General features: G+C 38.5%; 19 protein-coding genes and 9 tRNA genes. 1 reads left to right on the forward strand and 27 read right to left on the reverse strand.

Going from position 1 to position 17,149, the window contains the following annotated elements; translation table 11 throughout:
* Positions 1-251 precede the first annotated feature (251 nt).
* The 24 genes from C8K15_RS05680 to acpS all read right to left on the reverse strand — a co-directional run bounded on the left by C8K15_RS05680 (position 252) and on the right by acpS (position 12,512).
* Positions 252-325, reverse strand: a tRNA-Gly gene (locus tag C8K15_RS05680).
* Positions 326-353: 28 nt separating this feature from the next.
* A tRNA-Arg gene (locus C8K15_RS05685) sits at positions 354-430 on the reverse strand.
* 22 nt (positions 431-452) lie between these two features.
* Positions 453-538: transfer RNA gene (locus C8K15_RS05690), tRNA-Leu, on the reverse strand.
* Between the two features lie 63 nt (positions 539-601).
* A tRNA-Lys gene (locus C8K15_RS05695) sits at positions 602-674 on the reverse strand.
* A gap of 17 nt (positions 675-691) precedes the next feature.
* Positions 692-766, reverse strand: a tRNA-Gln gene (locus C8K15_RS05700).
* 8 nt (positions 767-774) lie between these two features.
* A tRNA-Asp gene (locus C8K15_RS05705) sits at positions 775-850 on the reverse strand.
* A gap of 3 nt (positions 851-853) precedes the next feature.
* Positions 854-930 (reverse strand) — tRNA-Met (locus C8K15_RS05710).
* A 191-nt stretch (positions 931-1,121) separates the two neighbouring features.
* A tRNA-Glu gene (locus C8K15_RS05715) sits at positions 1,122-1,196 on the reverse strand.
* A gap of 1 nt (position 1,197) precedes the next feature.
* Positions 1,198-1,272: transfer RNA gene (locus C8K15_RS05720), tRNA-Asn, on the reverse strand.
* An 89-nt stretch (positions 1,273-1,361) separates the two neighbouring features.
* Positions 1,362-1,817, reverse strand: a complete 456-nt coding sequence (locus tag C8K15_RS05725) for a SprT family protein (RefSeq protein ID WP_108585465.1) — start codon at positions 1,815-1,817, stop codon at positions 1,362-1,364.
* Between the two features lie 60 nt (positions 1,818-1,877).
* Positions 1,878-4,046 (reverse strand): Tex family protein, encoded by a 2,169-nt coding sequence (locus C8K15_RS05730; RefSeq protein WP_108585466.1) that lies wholly within the window; start codon positions 4,044-4,046, stop codon positions 1,878-1,880.
* Positions 4,047-4,184: 138 nt separating this feature from the next.
* Complete coding sequence (locus C8K15_RS05735) at positions 4,185-4,784, reverse strand: PP2C family serine/threonine-protein phosphatase (RefSeq protein WP_108585467.1); 600 nt, start codon at positions 4,782-4,784, stop codon at positions 4,185-4,187.
* Positions 4,784-5,566, reverse strand: coding sequence for an RNA polymerase sigma factor SigB (gene sigB / locus C8K15_RS05740; RefSeq protein WP_108585468.1), 783 nt, complete (start codon positions 5,564-5,566; stop codon positions 4,784-4,786). The genes C8K15_RS05735 and sigB overlap by 1 nt, the downstream gene beginning before the upstream one ends.
* Positions 5,544-6,014 (reverse strand): anti-sigma B factor RsbW, encoded by a 471-nt coding sequence (gene rsbW / locus C8K15_RS05745; protein ID WP_108585469.1) that lies wholly within the window; start codon positions 6,012-6,014, stop codon positions 5,544-5,546. Before rsbW ends, sigB begins: the two co-directional genes overlap by 23 nt.
* Positions 6,015-6,016: 2 nt before the next feature.
* Entirely contained in the window at positions 6,017-6,346 is a 330-nt protein-coding gene (locus C8K15_RS05750) for an anti-sigma factor antagonist (RefSeq protein ID WP_108585470.1), read from the reverse strand.
* 74 nt (positions 6,347-6,420) lie between these two features.
* The gene (locus C8K15_RS05755; RefSeq protein WP_108585471.1) at positions 6,421-7,425 is read right to left on the reverse strand and encodes a PP2C family protein-serine/threonine phosphatase; all 1,005 of its coding nucleotides are present in this window, start codon (positions 7,423-7,425) and stop codon (positions 6,421-6,423) included.
* A gap of 13 nt (positions 7,426-7,438) precedes the next feature.
* A complete protein-coding gene (locus C8K15_RS05760) occupies positions 7,439-7,840 on the reverse strand; it encodes an anti-sigma regulatory factor (RefSeq protein ID WP_108585472.1) in 402 nt (133 codons plus the stop codon).
* Between the two features lie 2 nt (positions 7,841-7,842).
* Entirely contained in the window at positions 7,843-8,205 is a 363-nt protein-coding gene (locus tag C8K15_RS05765; RefSeq protein WP_108585473.1) for an STAS domain-containing protein, read from the reverse strand.
* Entirely contained in the window at positions 8,202-9,032 is an 831-nt protein-coding gene (locus C8K15_RS05770) for an RsbT co-antagonist protein RsbRA (RefSeq protein ID WP_108585474.1), read from the reverse strand. The genes C8K15_RS05765 and C8K15_RS05770 overlap by 4 nt, the downstream gene beginning before the upstream one ends.
* 139 nt (positions 9,033-9,171) lie before the next feature.
* The gene (locus tag C8K15_RS05775) at positions 9,172-9,522 is read right to left on the reverse strand and encodes a type II toxin-antitoxin system PemK/MazF family toxin (protein ID WP_108585475.1); all 351 of its coding nucleotides are present in this window, start codon (positions 9,520-9,522) and stop codon (positions 9,172-9,174) included.
* A 4-nt stretch (positions 9,523-9,526) separates the two neighbouring features.
* A complete protein-coding gene (locus C8K15_RS05780) occupies positions 9,527-9,826 on the reverse strand; it encodes a transcriptional regulator (protein ID WP_108585476.1) in 300 nt (99 codons plus the stop codon).
* Positions 9,827-9,938: 112 nt separating this feature from the next.
* Positions 9,939-11,048: an alanine racemase gene (gene alr / locus C8K15_RS05785; RefSeq protein WP_108585477.1), complete on the reverse strand. Its 1,110-nt coding sequence runs from the start codon at positions 11,046-11,048 to the stop codon at positions 9,939-9,941.
* A 41-nt stretch (positions 11,049-11,089) separates the two neighbouring features.
* Complete coding sequence (locus C8K15_RS05790) at positions 11,090-12,100, reverse strand: LolA family protein (RefSeq protein ID WP_108585478.1); 1,011 nt, start codon at positions 12,098-12,100, stop codon at positions 11,090-11,092.
* A 58-nt stretch (positions 12,101-12,158) separates the two neighbouring features.
* Positions 12,159-12,512 carry a holo-ACP synthase gene (acpS, locus tag C8K15_RS05795; protein ID WP_108585479.1) on the reverse strand — a complete coding sequence of 118 codons (354 nt, stop codon included), beginning with the start codon at positions 12,510-12,512 and terminating at the stop codon, positions 12,159-12,161.
* Positions 12,513-12,582: 70 nt separating this feature from the next.
* Between acpS and C8K15_RS05800 the strand changes: the two genes are divergently transcribed.
* Positions 12,583-13,194, forward strand: coding sequence for a rhomboid family intramembrane serine protease (locus tag C8K15_RS05800; RefSeq protein ID WP_108585480.1), 612 nt, complete (start codon positions 12,583-12,585; stop codon positions 13,192-13,194).
* Between the two features lie 8 nt (positions 13,195-13,202).
* Here the strand turns inward: C8K15_RS05800 and C8K15_RS05805 are convergent, their stop codons facing one another.
* The 3 genes from C8K15_RS05805 to cshA form a co-directional block, all read right to left on the reverse strand.
* Entirely contained in the window at positions 13,203-14,726 is a 1,524-nt protein-coding gene (locus tag C8K15_RS05805; protein WP_108585686.1) for a PH domain-containing protein, read from the reverse strand.
* On the reverse strand, positions 14,719-15,198 hold the full coding sequence (locus C8K15_RS05810) for a PH domain-containing protein (protein ID WP_108585481.1): 480 nt from the start codon (positions 15,196-15,198) through the stop codon (positions 14,719-14,721). Before C8K15_RS05810 ends, C8K15_RS05805 begins: the two co-directional genes overlap by 8 nt.
* A 161-nt stretch (positions 15,199-15,359) precedes the next feature.
* Positions 15,360-16,901, reverse strand: a complete 1,542-nt coding sequence (gene cshA / locus C8K15_RS05815; RefSeq protein WP_108585482.1) for a degradosome RNA helicase CshA — start codon at positions 16,899-16,901, stop codon at positions 15,360-15,362.
* Between the last annotated feature and the right edge of the window lie 248 nt (positions 16,902-17,149).

Here is a 17,149-nt window from a genome sequence, read left to right on the forward strand (position 1 = left end):
TGTATTAGGCACGCCGCCAGCGTTCGTCCTGAGCCAGGATCAAACTCTCCATAATGGTGAGTCGATTAGCTCGACTTTGTTGCTGGCGTCAAAAAATTGACGTTTATAATGAACGGTTAAGTTCAAGTTTGTTTTCGATACCGACAGGTGTCGGCGGAAGAAAACGTTTTAGCTTCCAACACCGAAGTGTGTTCCGCTTTATTAGTTGACGTTTTGCTGTTCAGTTTTCAAGGTTCATTAGGTAAATAATATGGAGCGGGTGAAGAGAATCGAACTCTCATCATCAGCTTGGAAGGCTGAGGTTTTACCACTAAACTACACCCGCGTTATTAATATATGGAATTAAGGTATTTTGGCGCGCCCGGCAGGAGTCGAACCCACAACCTTCTGATCCGTAGTCAGACGCTCTATCCAATTGAGCTACGGGCGCTAGATGCTTGGTGCTTGGTGCTTGGTGCGGCCGAGAAGAGTCGAACTTCCACGGGATTTCTCCCACTAGGCCCTCAACCTAGCGCGTCTGCCATTCCGCCACGACCGCTTGATGTTTTAACGACATTTATTAGTATAACACGTTAAATCAAGAAGTCAAGCATTAAAATGATGAGCCATGTAGGATTCGAACCTACGACCCTCTGATTAAAAGTCAGATGCTCTACCAACTGAGCTAATGGCTCGCAAACTTAAGAAAAAATGGCTGGGGAACCTGGATTCGAACCAGGGCGTGACGGAATCAAAATCCGTTGCCTTACCGCTTGGCTATACCCCAATAAAAAATGGCGGTCCCGACGGGAATCGAACCCGCGATCTCCTGCGTGACAGGCAGGCATGTTAACCGCTACACCACGGAACCGTTTGGTTGCGGGGGCAGGATTTGAACCTGCGACCTTTGGGTTATGAGCCCAACGAGCTACCGTGCTGCTCCACCCCGCGATAATATTATATTATAAACACTATGCTTCTACGCATATGTTATTGTGGACATCTGCATCGGCTTCGCCTGCTTCGATGTTAATCGCCATCTTTGTTTGGCGATTTGCTCCACCCTCGCGACTTCTTTATAGGAAGTAATACTTCACTGTCGCGATTTTGTTATTGTAAGTATAACATAGTTTTTAAAAAGTTGGTGACCCCTACGGGATTCGAACCCGTGTTACCGCCGTGAAAGGGCGGTGTCTTAACCGCTTGACCAAGGGGCCATGGCTCCGAAGGTAGGACTCGAACCTACGACCAATCGATTAACAGTCGATTGCTCTACCACTGAGCTACTTCGGAATAGCGTTATGTAACTATTCGACTTTTCCTATTATAGTGAGATAGTTATTCCTCGTCAACCACTTTTGACCAATTTTTTAAAAGAAATATTATTGAACTTTTTCCAACTGTCCTGAACACTTGCCACAACGGTATTTGAGAGTATTTAAACGAATTTTCCGTCTATATAGAAGACCACATGAAACACAACCATAGATATGTTGACTAACCTTGTTTCTTCTTTTGGCAGACCCTAAGTATGCACAAAATCTTGGAGATTTAGTCATCTTTAATAAATCTTTAAAATCTTTATCACGATGTTTGTACCCTTTTCCTTCTATATGTAAATGATAATGGCACAATTCGTGTCGAATTATACCTTCGAGTTCTTCAGTTCCATAAGTTTCTAAAGATTTGGGGTTGATTTGAATGTGATGTGTTTGGAGCATGTATCGACCTCCTGTTGTTTTGAGACGACTGTTGAAATATGCTTCATGCATAAAAGGCTTATTAAAGATGGTGTCTGAGATTCTCTTTACGAGATGTTGAAGTTCTTCGTTTGTCATACTATCCACCCTTTAATAGTTTAAAACCCGCCTATCAATTTTTAATAGGCAGGTTTTATATTAATTTTGTTTTGCTGGCGCCAGCATCGTTAATGCAATTCGCCCTTTAGTCTTTTCAACTTGTTCAACCCAAACTGTTACGATGTCTCCTAATGCAACGACATCCAATGGGTGTTTAACGAATCCTTTTTTAAGTTTAGAAATGTGTACGAGACCATCTTGTTTGACGCCTATGTCTACAAATGCACCAAAATCGACGACGTTACGAACTGTTCCTTGTAGCTCCATGCCACTTGCTAAGTCCTCCAGTTGAAGAACATCTGTCTTAAGCAATGGTTGTGGGAACTGATCGCGCGGATCGCGAGTTGGTTTTTTCAAAGTATCTACAATGTCTTTTAAAGTGATTTCCCCAACGTTTAATCGTTCGTTTAACTCTTTCAAATTCAACTCATTTAAAGCGAGTTCTGCTTCTTTCGTTCCGATTTGCGCTTTTGTTAAGCCAGCAGTTTTCAATACTTCTTCTGCACTTTGATAACTTTCTGGGTGAATACCAGTAGCATCAAAAGGATTTTTCGCTTCCGGAATTCGTAAAAACCCGATAGCTTGCTCATACGTCTTGGCGCCTAATCTTGGAATTTTCTTTAGTTGAGCACGTGAAGTGAATTTGCCGTTTTCATCTCTCATAATAATAACATTCTCAGCAACTGTCTTTGATAAGCCGGAAACATATTGCAGCAAGGATGCCGATGCTGTGTTGATGTTTACGCCTACTTGGTTAACAGCTGTTTCTACAATAAATGTTAAAGAATCATTAAGTTTCTTTTGAGAAACGTCGTGTTGATATTGACCGACTCCTACAGCTTTTGGTTCTATTTTTACTAACTCCGAAAGTGGATCTTGAAGTCTTCGAGCAATTGAAACTGCACTGCGTTGCTCAACTTGAAGATGTGGGAATTCCGCTCGGGCCGTATCCGAAGCTGAATACACGCTCGCTCCCGCTTCATTTACAATAACGTAAGCAATTTCACGATCTGCTTCTTTCAGGCATTCCGCAATAAATTGTTCTGATTCACGAGATGCCGTCCCATTCCCAATTGCAATAATTGAAATAGGGTATCGCTTTAATACGTCTAAAATCGTTTTCTTCGACCCTTGAACGTCAGCTTTAGGCGGATGCGGATAGATAACTGATACTTCTTGGAGCTTTCCAGTATCGTCTACAACTGCTAATTTACAACCTGTTCGATATGCCGGATCAAGACCTAATACGACTTTTCCTTTTAAAGGTTGTTGTAGTAATAGGTTACGCAAATTTTCAGAGAAAATATGAATGGCTTGTGTTTCGCCTTTCTCTGTAAGTTCTGTACGAATTTCACGCTCAACAGAAGGGGCAATTAGTCGCTTATACGAGTCTTCGATTGCTTCTGTTACTTGTGAAATGCTTGGTGACGAACTGTGTGTCGGAATCCACTCATCACGCATAATACTTACAATCCGTTCAATCGGCGCGTGTAAACTAACTTTCAAAATATCCTCTTTTTCTCCACGATTTAGCGCAAGAACCCGGTGAGGTACAATTTTCTTAACTGGTTCCGTATAGTCATAATACATTTCAAATACACTTTTCTCGTCATTACTTTGTTTTTTTACAGTTGATAGAATTGAGCCTTCAGCTCTTGTTAAGTTTCTAATCTTTTCACGAATCTTTGCATCATCTGCAAATTGTTCTGCCAAAATATCGCGAGCACCTTGCAACGCTTCTTCTATAGTAGAAACTACATTTTCTTCATTAATAAAATCTTGAGCTAATTCATCGAGTTGTTTATCCGAAAAACTAACTAATAAGGTTGCTAGAGGCTCTAGTCCTTTTTCTTTTGCTATTGTTGCTTTTGTTCTGCGTTTTAACTTGTATGGTCTATATAGATCTTCAAGACGTTGAAGAACAGTGGCTGCTTGAATGGCAGTGGATAATTCTTCAGTCAGCTTTCCTTGCTCATCAACTAAACGGAGAACTTCTTCTTTGCGCTGTTCAATCTGCTGTATGTAGCGATAACGATCTTCCACTGCTTTTATTTGCACTTCATCTAATGAGCCAGTTGCTTCTTTACGATAGCGCGCAATGAAAGGGACTGTATTTCCTTCTTCAAGTAAATCTATAACTTGTTGTGCTTGCGCGGGTCGCACATTTGTTTCTTTTGCAATTCTTTGCATCAATTGTTTTGTATCCATTCGACTCATCCTTTCTATACACATTTCTATTTTATCATTAGAAAATCACAACTTGCACACACAACGGTGAAACTTGCCACCATTTCTGATGCAATCTTCAGACATTCTTTCTAAAAAACACAAAAAACCTACTCCTTTTTATTGGAGCAGGCTTCCTGCGATAAATGTAGCATCATCACCATGTTCAATGGTATGAATCAATGTTTGATGTAAATCGTATGCTCCTGAGCAATTTTGCATCGTTTGTTTCGGGTTTCCTAGCACGACACCGTCAGAGTGGAATAAAAATAAATCACCTGGTTTATAACCATAAGTCTGTGTCTTTATCTTTTGAGGTCTTCCTGATAAATAACCCATAACTGGTAGTGGATAAATCATTTTTTCGTCATCTGTACGCGTCATATAAAATTTAATATTTCCTACGCAACTATATTGGATTGTTTTGGCATTAAAATCCACTTTAACTATCGCCACTGCAGCACCACGTTTTTGAAACATTAGTTCATTACATCTCAATAGCAATTCATCAATTGTTTCATGGTGGTACTTAGCTAAAATCATGGGCATGATTTCAGATGACTGTCTTGCGATTGGGCCATTACCTAGACCGTCAGCAATTGCACACAAAAAGTAATCCCCATTCATATACGTAAAGTACGTATCTCCTGATTCATTATTTCCTTCTTTGGCCTCTTGATAGACGAATACTTCTAAAAAAGGGTGTCGAATAGAATCCATTAGGATATTCCACCAGCCGCTTGTATGGCATCTTGAAGCTTTTTAATAGCTTTACGTTGTAGACGAGAAACATGCATTTGAGAAATCTCAAGTTTATCGCCTGCTTCTTTTTGGCTTAATTGATCAATGTATGTAAATTGAATGACTTGTTTCTCACGTTCAGATAGAACACTTAGTGCATTTGCTACTAACATTCGTTGATCAGTTTTCTCGAAACCATCGTCTTGTTGACCAATAACGTCAAATAACGTGATACTACTGCCGTCAGAATCTGATTCAAGGGAATGGTCCATTGATAAAGCTTGGTAGCTTCGTCCCATTTCCATTGCTTCTAAAACATCGTCTTCTTGGACTTCCAAGTATTCAGCAATTTCAATAACTTTAGGAGAACGTTGAAGTTCTGTTGTTAAAGTCTCGACAGCTGATTTAATACGTGGTCCTAATTCTTTAATACGACGAGGGACATGTACAGCCCATGTTTTATCACGCAAAAATCGTTTGATTTCGCCAATAATCGTCGGAACAGCGAAGGCTTCAAACGTCCTGCCAAATTCGGGATCGTAGCGACGTATTGCACCAAGTAGACCTAACATACCAACTTGAACGATGTCTTCGTGATACGATTTCCCGTTTGAGTATTTACGTGATATTGATTCAACTAAACGTTGATAATTAAGCACTAAATTAGTTTGTGCCTCTTCATCTTCAGTTTCTTGATATACTTTGATCCATTCTAAAATCTGTTCTTTGGTTTGATGATTAGGAGGAGATAGTTTCGACATTCTCTTCCACCTGCTCTTCTCCGACATATTTTGTCATAAATACCGTTACACCTTCTTGGTGGTGGACTTTCACCTCATCCATTAATGTCTCGATTAAGTATAGTCCGAGTCCACCTTCGCGTAAAAACTGTACTTCTTGGTTTTCATTGTAAGGGCCTACTTTAGCTTTCGTTTCTTCAAAGTTAAAACTCTTTCCATGGTCAGCTACCATGATTTCAATTTTGTCTGGGTAAAGTGCACAACCAATTACTACTTCGCCTTCGTCGACTTCAGAGTATGCGTGTTGCACTGCATTTGTAATCGCTTCTGAAGAAGCAATTTTTAAGTCTTCTATATCATCATAAGTAAATCCGATTCGACTTGCTAAACCCGAAATAGTCAAGCGAGCAACGCCTACATATTGAGGTTTTGCCGGAACTCGAATTTCTACGTAATCAAATGGTCTCATGATTAGTTTCCACCTTTATCATCTGTCTCAATGTCCATGATTTCTCCAAGGCCTGTAATATCAAATAATCGTTTTAGGCGAGGAGATAATCCTGTAAGTTTAACATGACCGTTATTTGCATTAATGTTTTTGAAAAAAGCAACGATAACTCCAAGGCCAGTACTATCCATATATGATACATCCGACATATCTAATTCAGCTTGAAGGCCTTCTTTCCCCTGCACTGTCGCCAATTTTTCGCGTAAAACAGGTGCAGTAAAAGCATCAATTTCTCCACTAATAAAACCTTTTACCATATTTTCTTGTTCCTTAAATACAACTTGTACATTCATCTATAAACACCCCGTCATCTACTGTATCTTCTTCATACTCTGTGATTACCACAATTTCATCAATTTAAAACCTTTTAACTAGTTTTTTTAAAAATCACTAGTGTAAAGTCATCACGAAGCTCAAAATTTTGCATCTTCTCTAATTCTTTAAATACTGAATCCACAATCGTTTGGGCATTTTCATGACGTAACGAATGAATTAGTGAAGCAATAAATTCTTGTTCTATGAAGCCTTCATCGGTTCTACATTCGGTTACTCCATCTGTCATCATTACGACAAAGTCACCAATCTCCATTTTCACTTCATGTTGTTTATAAATAACGTTCGGAACAACACCTAACAATAATCCTTTTGCATGCAACTCAGAGAATTCGTCTTTTTTTGCATTAAAAAAAAGAGCAGGTTCATGACCTGCTGATGCATATGTAAAGATAGATTTTTCAACATTATAGCGTCCATAAAACATGGATATGAACATATCGTCGTCGACACTTTTTTCGACAATGCGATTGATGATATCTAATACTTTTTCCGGATCTGAAGTAGCATCTTGCAGACTATCCATCCCGTATTTAATCATGGACATGCAAAGTGCAGCTGGAATTCCTTTTCCGATAACATCCGCAACTGCAACCCCCGCATTAACAAGATTATCACTGAGGAAGTAAATATAATCGCCATTCATTTTCCTTGCAGGTACAGAAACTAATCCAATTTCAAGACCACTCAATTCAGGGACAGTTGTTTTCAATAAAGTACGTTGAACATTTGCCGCTAAATCCATTTCAACCTTCATTTCTTCTTGTTGTTGAATCAGACTTTGATGTTCTGCATGAGCAAGTCCATATCGAATCATCATTTCAATTAACAAATCAAATGAATGCCATACATTCATTGGCAACTCAGGAAACATTTCTTCCAAGGCTGCCTTATGTATGCTAATTACATCTTCTGGGGCTATGTTTTTTTGTATCAATTGACGACTAAAGTTCTGCCCTGCATATAAGTTTTGCTCCGTTTGTCGCATTACATATTGTCTGAGTATTTCTTTATATTGCCGTCCAATTTCTTGAGGCATTTAATCTGACCTCCTATCGAATCCACTTAGTTGCTTTAATAACAGTTCCTTCGCCTAAAACTGTATCAATTTTAAAATCATCCATTAAACGTTTTACCCCAGGCATACCAGCACCTAAACCACCAGAAGTTGAGAATCCATCCTCCATTACTTTTCTAACATCGGGTATTCCTGGTCCTTCATCTGATGCGATAATAATAATGCCATATGATCCGCCTTCTGATATACGTTCAATTTCGATTTTACCTTTTCCTGCATATAGGTAAATATTACGAGCAAGTTCACTAATTGCTGTTGTAATACGTGCTTGGTCAACCGTGCCAAAGCCAACTTCTTTTGCTTCATTACGACCAAGTTGCCTTGCCGCAACAATGTCCCACTCAGTTAAAATTTCTACAGAAGAGCGATAACCCATAATTATGCCTCCAATTCTCGTTGGAGTTTTTCAAGACCATTTTCTAAGTCTAAAGCTGTCATAACGTCTTCTAAACGAATACCTAATTCAATTAGTGTAATAGCTACTGCAGGTTGAATTCCCGTAATAACTACTTTTGCACCCATTAAACCCGACATACTTATTACGTCACCGAGAACTTTAGCAATAAATGAGTCAATAAAATCGATTGGCGTTAAATCAATTACAACACCACGTGCACTAGTTTCATGCATTTTAGTGAGTAAATCTTCTTGGAATTGAAGAGCAGTTTGATCATCTAGCTCCCATTGAATAGAAACAATAAGGCAATCTTTTAATTTCAAAATCGGAATACGTAAGTTCAATCTACTTCCACCTCCACGATTTTGCGGTTTGTCCAAGCTAAAGCTTGTTCAACTCCACGTTGTAATGTACTTGTTGTTGTGAAATCTTTTAAGTTAATACCTAAAGTAACAATTGTTTGTGCAATTTCCGGACGAATTCCGACAAGCATACACTTCGCTCCAACTAATCGAACTGCATCTGCTGCTTGGATGATGTGATGTGCAACCATAGTGTCAACAACCGGTACACCTGTAATATCTAATAGGACCACTTCGGCTCTGTGTTTTACTACACCGTCCAATAGGTTTTCCATAATTAATTTTGCACGTTCAGTGTCAATTGTTCCAACAAGTGGCATAACCGAAATTTTATCAAAAACAGGAATTAACGATGCTGATAGTTCTTGTAGTGCAATTTTTTGCAATTGTACTGTTCGTTCCCATGTTTTTGCGTACGTTTCAAGAATCCCATCGCGCATTGGTGTAGTCCAATTAGTGAAGACCATGACATATTCTTTCATATTTGCATCTGTAATTGTTTCGTTTTTTTCTAACATTTCATAAACAATGTGAGCGAAGTGATTGATCGCTTTCATAACAAAACTAATTGACCAGCCAAAACGAACCACTTTATTAGTAAATTCTATTAAGCGATTTTCATAATTATTTTCACCTTCAAATAAATTAGAAATCATCAATTCCGCAAATTCACGACTTGTTTTATCAATGACCTCTTGAGACATCACTTGAAAAAATCGTTCCTCAGAATCTTCTTTCATCATTTCTTGCCATTTATTTAGTATTTCTTCGAGATTATCTTGAATGAATGTAGCCATATACTTATTCATATTCGATGGTGAGGCCTCCTAAACTAATTATATTTTATCTATCATTGTATCTGAAATCTCCCAACTACACACGTATTTTAATTCCTAACAAAAAACCACCGTACGGAAAATCCCGCACGGTGGTTTTTATTATGTATGACTAAAATTTCACAAGGCCAAGACTTATTTCAAGCGCCTCATCTACTTCTTCCATCAGAACATCATCTAGCTGAGTTATTTTATCTGTCAGCCGCGATTTATCAATCGTACGCAATTGTTCAAGCAAAATAACGGAATCCCGTTCAAATCCATACTTTTTAGCATCGATTTCTACATGCGTTGGTAATTTTGCTTTTTGAATTTGCGCAGTGATAGCCGCAATGATGACTGTTGGGCTGAAACGATTTCCGATATCGTTTTGAATCACCAGAACGGGTCTAGTACCACCTTGTTCAGACCCGACTACTGGCGATAAGTCAGCAAAAAAAACGTCACCACGTTTTACGTTCAAGATTTCATCCTCCGCTTACGAGACGCTCCACAGTATGCTCCGCTTCATATTCTAAATGTAAACACTCGCTTGCAATGGACAAGTTAATATGCGACATTTCTACGTAGCCTTTAATCATCGCTTCTCGTATAAGATTTGGTTGAACCTGTTTAATAAGTTTTTTTGTCGAAAAATAAACAAACTCTTCTGGTCCAGCAAGTTGTTGCACTTTCTGTCTATCAAGATCGCTCACAAATTGTCTTGGAAGTTTCACAATAACTTCCTTTGATTCTCTCTTTTCATTCACAGTCAACACCTCCGACAAACCCGTCCCTCTTTTCAATACATTTCTATCTTACCATTCTATACATACAATGAGAAGACAAAGAAGGAAAATATCTGACAATATTTTTAGAATAGTCGGTATTTGTCGAATACTATGATGTGTATATCCTTGGTACTCGATTAGTTAGTACACAAGGAATTTCGTAGGAAATTGTTTGTATTTTTTGCGCCCATTCTTCAATGGTAATTTGTTCAGATCCTTGTCTTCCAATTAACACGACAGGCTCGCCAATAGGAACCTGTCCATTTAAACGAACCATACATTGATCCATACAGATTCGACCAATGATTGGCATCCTCTTGCCTTGAATTAATACTGCTTGACCACTCAGTTTCCGTAGCATTCCATCTGCATAACCTATTGGTAGAGTAGCAATCCACTCGTCGTTTTCTGCCGTGTAGGTAGCTCCGTAACTAATCGTTGTGCCTGCTGTTACTTTTTTCACGAAGACAACTTCTGTGTGCAAAGTCATGGCTTGGCCAAGTGGAAATGGCAGTTCGTTACTAACATGGGCAGATGGTGATAATCCATACATTGAAATTCCGAAGCGCACTGCATCAAATAAAGAATCTTTTTGCATAAGTGCAGCTGCACTATTTGCAGTATGAATGCACCTCGGTCTTTCTGGAAAGTGTTTTAAAAAAGTTTTAAACTTAGTCAATTGGCTTGTGAATTGTTCAGTATTCTCTTCATCCGCAGTTGCAAAGTGCGTGAAAACACCATCTATCAGTACATCAGATCGCTGATGAATGGTTTGAATAAGACATCTTAATTCTGATTCCGTTGTAACGCCTAACCTTCCCATGCCGGTATCGATTTTAATATGAACATTCAGCTTTTTGGGTAAGGTCGGAATGTGAAGAAACCAATCTTGTTGAAACACAGTAACTGTAATATCATGTTCACTTGCTAAGACAGCAAAAGTAGGAGGAGATGCACCCAACACAAGAATGGGCGATTCGATGCCAAGTACTCGCAATCGAATCGCTTCATCTGGCGTGGCAACGGCAAGCATACTTGCTCCAACTTGTAATGCAGCTTTCGACACTTCAAAATCACCATGTCCGTATCCATTTGCTTTCACTACAGCAATTACTTGAATGGATTCATTCATATGTTTCTTCAAATTAAGTATGTTCATTTTTATCTCATTCAAATCAATTTTTGCAAAGGTTGGTCGATAAAAATTAGTAGGCTGCATCTTCATTCCTCATTTAGGGTTCGATAGTTAGTGTGGTAGGTTTATTTTAAATCTGACGCTGTCATTGAAGAAGCAACAGTCATCATTTCTTCACGTGACATTGTATCTGAGGCTAAGAAGAATTGAATGCCCTCTTGTTCCCAAGAGATAGATTGATCTGTGATTGCACCAATTGCAAAACCTAAATCGGCTGGGTCACCAGGTGCAAAGACAGGAACTAAATCCACGGATTTCTTCGTGATTGGTGATTGGATAATCGTGAACTCTTTCTCTCCACCATAAGTTAATATGACACGTTCTTGCTTATCATCTTTTATTACTTTTTCTTCAAGCATATCTACGCCTTCCCACTGTAGAGCAGGATAGTGTGTTTGAAATACTGGTAACTCAACATCAGTACTAGCTGTTTCGTTTTCAGTCGTTTCTTCCGATGGCATATCCGCTTTGTAATCAGCAGCACTTCTAGAAGTGCCTAAGGTAATCTTATCAAATGTGATAAGAATTTGTTGTTCTTTTTGATCATTTAGGATTGAAACTTTTGTTGGGAGTAACGTTTTCTTACTGATATAAATTTGTTGAGTTGGTAACATTTTTTGATGACTGTTTCTTGTTTTCGTTTCAAATATATACGAATTCTTGTTTTCAGTCATAACGGATTCTTTATCAGCTTTAATATCTTTTGCAAGAGAACCAATTAAGTAGGCTTGGCTATTTTTTTCCGGCCAATCACTCTGGAATTTATACGTTTTCCCTAGTGTTGGGGTGATAACAAATACACCTTCTTTATTTCTCACAATAGTTTGTGATACATCTTCACCAGTTTGACTAACTTTCACACGATAAAACTCAGGTTTAGTATGCCACACATTCACTTCATAAAGACGTGGTTCTGACCCAGTACTGATCTCCATCTTCGCGTCTAACTCATAACCTTTTGTTTCAACCCACTTACTACTCAACTTCTTTAATACATCTTCTTTTGACTCAGCACCACAAGCCGACAAGAAAACCACTAACAGTATTACTAATCCTGCAAATAAACGGTTACGCAATAAATTCACCCTTTCTCATATCGATCCGTTAAAACATCTTATGAAAGAGGGACAGGGATTATTCAACCAATATTACTTGTGCTGCGGCGAATTGTTTTGTATGCGTGATACTTATATGACCTTTCACTTCTATTCCTTTAAAAAACAACATAGGTTTTCCAACTTCATTTGGCAACACTTCTATATCGTGAAAGCTACAACTCTTGCCAATCCCTGTCCCAAGCGCTTTTGCAAATGCTTCTTTCGCAGCAAAACGGCCAGCCAAGAATTCTAGTTGTCTCATCTCAGATAATTTTTCAAACCGCTTTATTTCCTGAATAGTTAAAATGCGTTCTTTAAATTTAGAAGAGCGATCGTGTGCTACGGTAATTCGTTCAATCTCTGTCACATCTAAACCAATTCCTTTAATCATGAAACCCTTCCCCTTTCAACTCATTGCTATTTAGCGGTATAATATACTCATACAAATTCGAGGTGAATACATGTTTAGTCGTACAGAAAATTTTCAACAATACATTAAGTTCTACCCAGTTGTTTCTACCATTATTGCACTCAATGTCATAATCCATGTATTATCTATGGTTCCAGTTCTGGGTGATTTAATATTTAACTATGGTGCGGGGGCTAATTTCTTAATCTCCGATGGACAATGGTGGCGCTTTATTACTCCCATGTTTTTACATTCTGGTTTTTTACATTTGCTTTTTAATATGTTTTCATTGTATTTGTTTGGACCTGAACTTGAAAAACTTGCGGGCAAATTGCGGTTCTTGAACATTTATTTTATGGCTGGATTATTTGGCACCGTCGCCACTTTTCTTTTACAGGATGCTTCGTATGTACATGTTGGCGCTAGTGGTGCTATCTATGGAATACTTGGAGCATTTGGTGCACTTGTTTATTATGCAAGAAATACTTTACCCCAACTTAGACAAATCATTTTACCGATTATCGTTATCAGTATCATAATGACGTTCTTAACACCAAACATCAATGCAACTGCTCATTTAACTGGTTTGGCTGTTGGTTTCTTAATCGGCTTAAGTTACTTTCACCCTAAACGCATAATCGGTTGGAAAAAAAGAAAAAGATAGGACAGCCTTTATTGCGGCTGTCCTTTTTCTATGACTGCATGACCAGATGGTTCGTACCAAGTCAAGACTTCATCAATATCTTCTATTTGTAAGTGTTCTACTCGTGCTGTAGCTCCTTGCATCCCCGATTTAATCGTGGTTTCAATAGAGGCAAGAGCTTTTCTTTTTTGAAAAGGACTTTGTCTCATTTCAAGAGATTGCATCCGCTTTTTTTCGATAAAGAATGTGTATTTACTTATACTTCTGTACCTTAATGACAATTGATTTCGAGTGAGTGAAAGTCCTGCTGATCGGTGTTGCCATAGACCAAGTAACAAAAATATCGGTAGCAGAAGCAGCGACAATAAGCCATATGGATAGTAAAAATAACTAATTCCGACTATAACGGGTATTGTCCAAATAAAGTCGAGTCGATAATAAAATGGTTTAGCCCGTTTTGGAGACGTCGTCCATTCAGGTTCAAAGTCGAAATCACTAAACAACTGATTTAGTGGTTGCTTGATTTTGCTCTTCTTTACAAGAGGAAACAAGCGAATTTTTTTATCTTGCGCATCTATAGACCCTCCAGCACTTTCGACGATTACAGTACAATATCCAAATAGTTGACGTAAAGGATTCTCAATAATACGAACACCTTGAACACGACCAATCGGTATAGTGACTTTTTTCTTCTCCAATAACCCGCGAGTCAGTACAATCTGGTCATCTTCTTGAGTAATTGTAAACTGATAATAATTAAGTGTAGTAAGAATCACAGAAATAATCCAAGAGAATACTAGGAATGCAAAAATACTAATAGCAATAATAAAGAATCCAAACTTTAGAAAGACAATTACTTCATCATAAATTAAGCCATACGGAATAATATCGGAGAATTGCGTCATAAATACAGCAAGACCTGAAAACACAACTCCAATCCCTCCAGAAGTAGCTGCGAGGATAAGGATATCCTTCATATTCATTTTAAATATGGTGACACTATTACTTATTGGCTCTTCATCCAATTGGCTACTGTCTGTTGTTTCTTCCACTCCAACTGGCGTTTTGCTCAATTTACGTTTTTTTGCAAATGCTAGCTCCGTTTCAATTTGTTTCGCAGCTTCTTTTGTTATGGCTGTCAGTTCTGCCTCGGCTTCTGTGGTAGAACCTGAACCTGCTGTCTCAATCGTAACTTTCACAAGTTTAAATGGACGATGGAGTATGCTTTCTGTGTAATTTAAACTTTGGATACGTTCAAAAGGAATGTATCTCTTCCTCTTTACAAATAGTCCATACTCAATCCGCAATTCATCGTCTTCAAACCAATAAACAAACCGTTTCCATTTGATGATACCGCTTAATAATATGAATACTAATACCAATACCCCTATGATATAAGGAATATAACTAGTCCAATGCCCATCAGAAGGCGAACTTTCTTGAAATCCATTTACTACAAAAATAACAACAAAAGGAAAGATAAGATCTTTTAATCCTTTCATGAAATTAACAACCGCAGAAATCGGATGAAGTTTATAACGATTTTTAGACATCATCTTCCGCCACCCTTGCAAGTGTCGATATACGCCTTCTTAGCTCATCGGCTTCATTCGTGATAAGAGCAGGTATCGTGTGGTTTGTTGCAGCAGTTGAAATTGTAATGGAAGCTAAATCGTATTTCCGTAAAATTGGACCTTGTTGTGTGTCAACATGCTGGACACGAACCATCGGCACGAGGACTCTTCTGACGATAAACAACCCATGTTGAAGTTCGATTTCCTGTTCCCGAACTTCATATCGCCACCTTAACCATCTTAATTTTGGAAATAGATAAACAAATATATATGTATATAGTAGTGGGACCAAAATACAAATAAATAGTACCCAAAGCGGACCTTCTAGCCACCAATTTAATACTCCAGCACCTATCGAAATTAATAATATAACGGTTGAATGAATTACTCCATATAACCGCCAAACTTTCAATCCTTTAGGTGATATTTGATTCATTGGCTCATTCCTCATCTGAACACCTACCTTCTCTTTATACATACGATTTTACAGTAAAGATGTTTCATTTTATATGGATATTTTTCCAACTGGAACATAAAGGCTGTTCATATCATTATTCTCCATGACAAAAAAATCACAGCCCAATTTGGACTGTGATTTTCGATAATTGTTTATTAGCTTTCGCGACGTGCTGATGAACGTGGACGTCCACCGCGGCTTGCAGAACCTTCACGTGAAGCGGATGAAGAAGAACTTCCATCACGGCTACCAGTGCTTGTACGACGAGCTCCGCTACGATCAGAACTACGACCCGAACCTGATGAAGAACGTCCTCCACTGCTACGGTTGTTGCCTTTATAGCCACCACCACTGCGTCCGCCCCCCTCTTTACGAGATGGTAATGGGCGTTCTTCTGAGATTGATACTGGAGTATCACTTGGCTCACGAGTCATTGATTTTAATGCAGCTGCAATAACATCGATTGCTTCGTATTTCTCAAGTAATTCCGTTGCGAATGCACGGTAATCACCGATATTATTTTTGTCTACCATTTCTCCAAGTGACTCAACAGCTAAACGTTGTTGACCAATTAAAGCTTCGTCAGAGCTTGGAGGACGAAGTGGAGACATACGTTTTTTCGTTGTTTCTTCAACGATACGTAGGTAACCCATTTCACGTGGAGTAACAAAAGTTACTGCCACACCACTTTTACCAGCACGGCCTGTACGACCAATACGGTGAACATAGCTTTCTGGATCTTGTGGAATGTCATAGTTATAAACGTGAGTAACGCCTGTAATATCAAGACCACGAGCAGCTACATCAGTAGCAACTAGGATGTCAATTTTGTTTTCTTTAAATTGTTTTAAAACAGACATACGTTTCGATTGGCTTAAATCACCGTGAATACCTTCAGCGATATAACCACGAATGCTTAGTGCATGTGCCAATTCATCAACGCGGCGTTTTGTACGACCAAAAATAATCGCAAGTTCCGGTTGGTGAACATTGATAACGCGTGATAGAATATCGAATTTTTCACGTTCATGTGACTTAACGTAGAATTGCTCGATGTTTTCTACTGTCATTTCTTTTGATTGAATTTTAACGATTTCTGGGTTTTTCATGAATTTCTCTGCAATTTTTTGGATCGGTTTAGGCATAGTTGCTGAGAATAACAACGTTTGACGTTCTGCCGGGCAGCTTTCCATAATTGTATTGATATCTTCAATGAAGCCCATGTTTAACATTTCATCCGCTTCATCTAAAATAAGCGTTTGAACGTTATCAAGTTTTAATGTACGACGGTTTATATGATCTAAAATACGACCAGGTGTACCAACGATAATATGTGGATTGTTTTTTAATGCACGGATTTGACGTCCGATTTCTTGTCCACCATATACAGATAAAATTTTCACACGTTTGTCTTGACCGATTCTGTAAATTTCTTCTGAAACTTGAATCGCTAATTCACGAGTTGGTGCGATAATTAGACCTTGAATAGTAGTGATTTTTGGGTCAATTTTTTCGATTAATGGAATACCAAACGCTGCTGTTTTACCAGTACCTGTTTGTGCTTGACCGATAATATCGCGGCCTTCCAAACCAAATTTGATTGTACCTTCTTGAATCGGTGTTGCTTCTTCAAAACCCATACGTTTTACGGATTTTAATGTTGATGCGCTAATATTTAATTCTGAAAAATTTGTCAAAATTTAATCTCCTTTTTGTTTACAATTGACAAATGGTTACACTTTCAGATGAAGTTGCGGCAAATTCGAGCCTATACGAGGAACGTTTCCGTTACTTAAAATTCTCTGTAGAGTTATCAGAGGGGACTTATATTTAAAGGAAAGCCCGGTTTTTTGCCGAGCGGTTCGATCAGTGGGGAGCATGTTTCAAAGCGTTTTGTAAAACGCGGTCTCTTGTGACTTGTTAGTAGCTCTTCGTCCTTTAGAAC

The organism is Paenisporosarcina sp. OV554, from assembly GCF_003058165.1.
Classification (GTDB): domain Bacteria; phylum Bacillota; class Bacilli; order Bacillales_A; family Planococcaceae; genus Paenisporosarcina.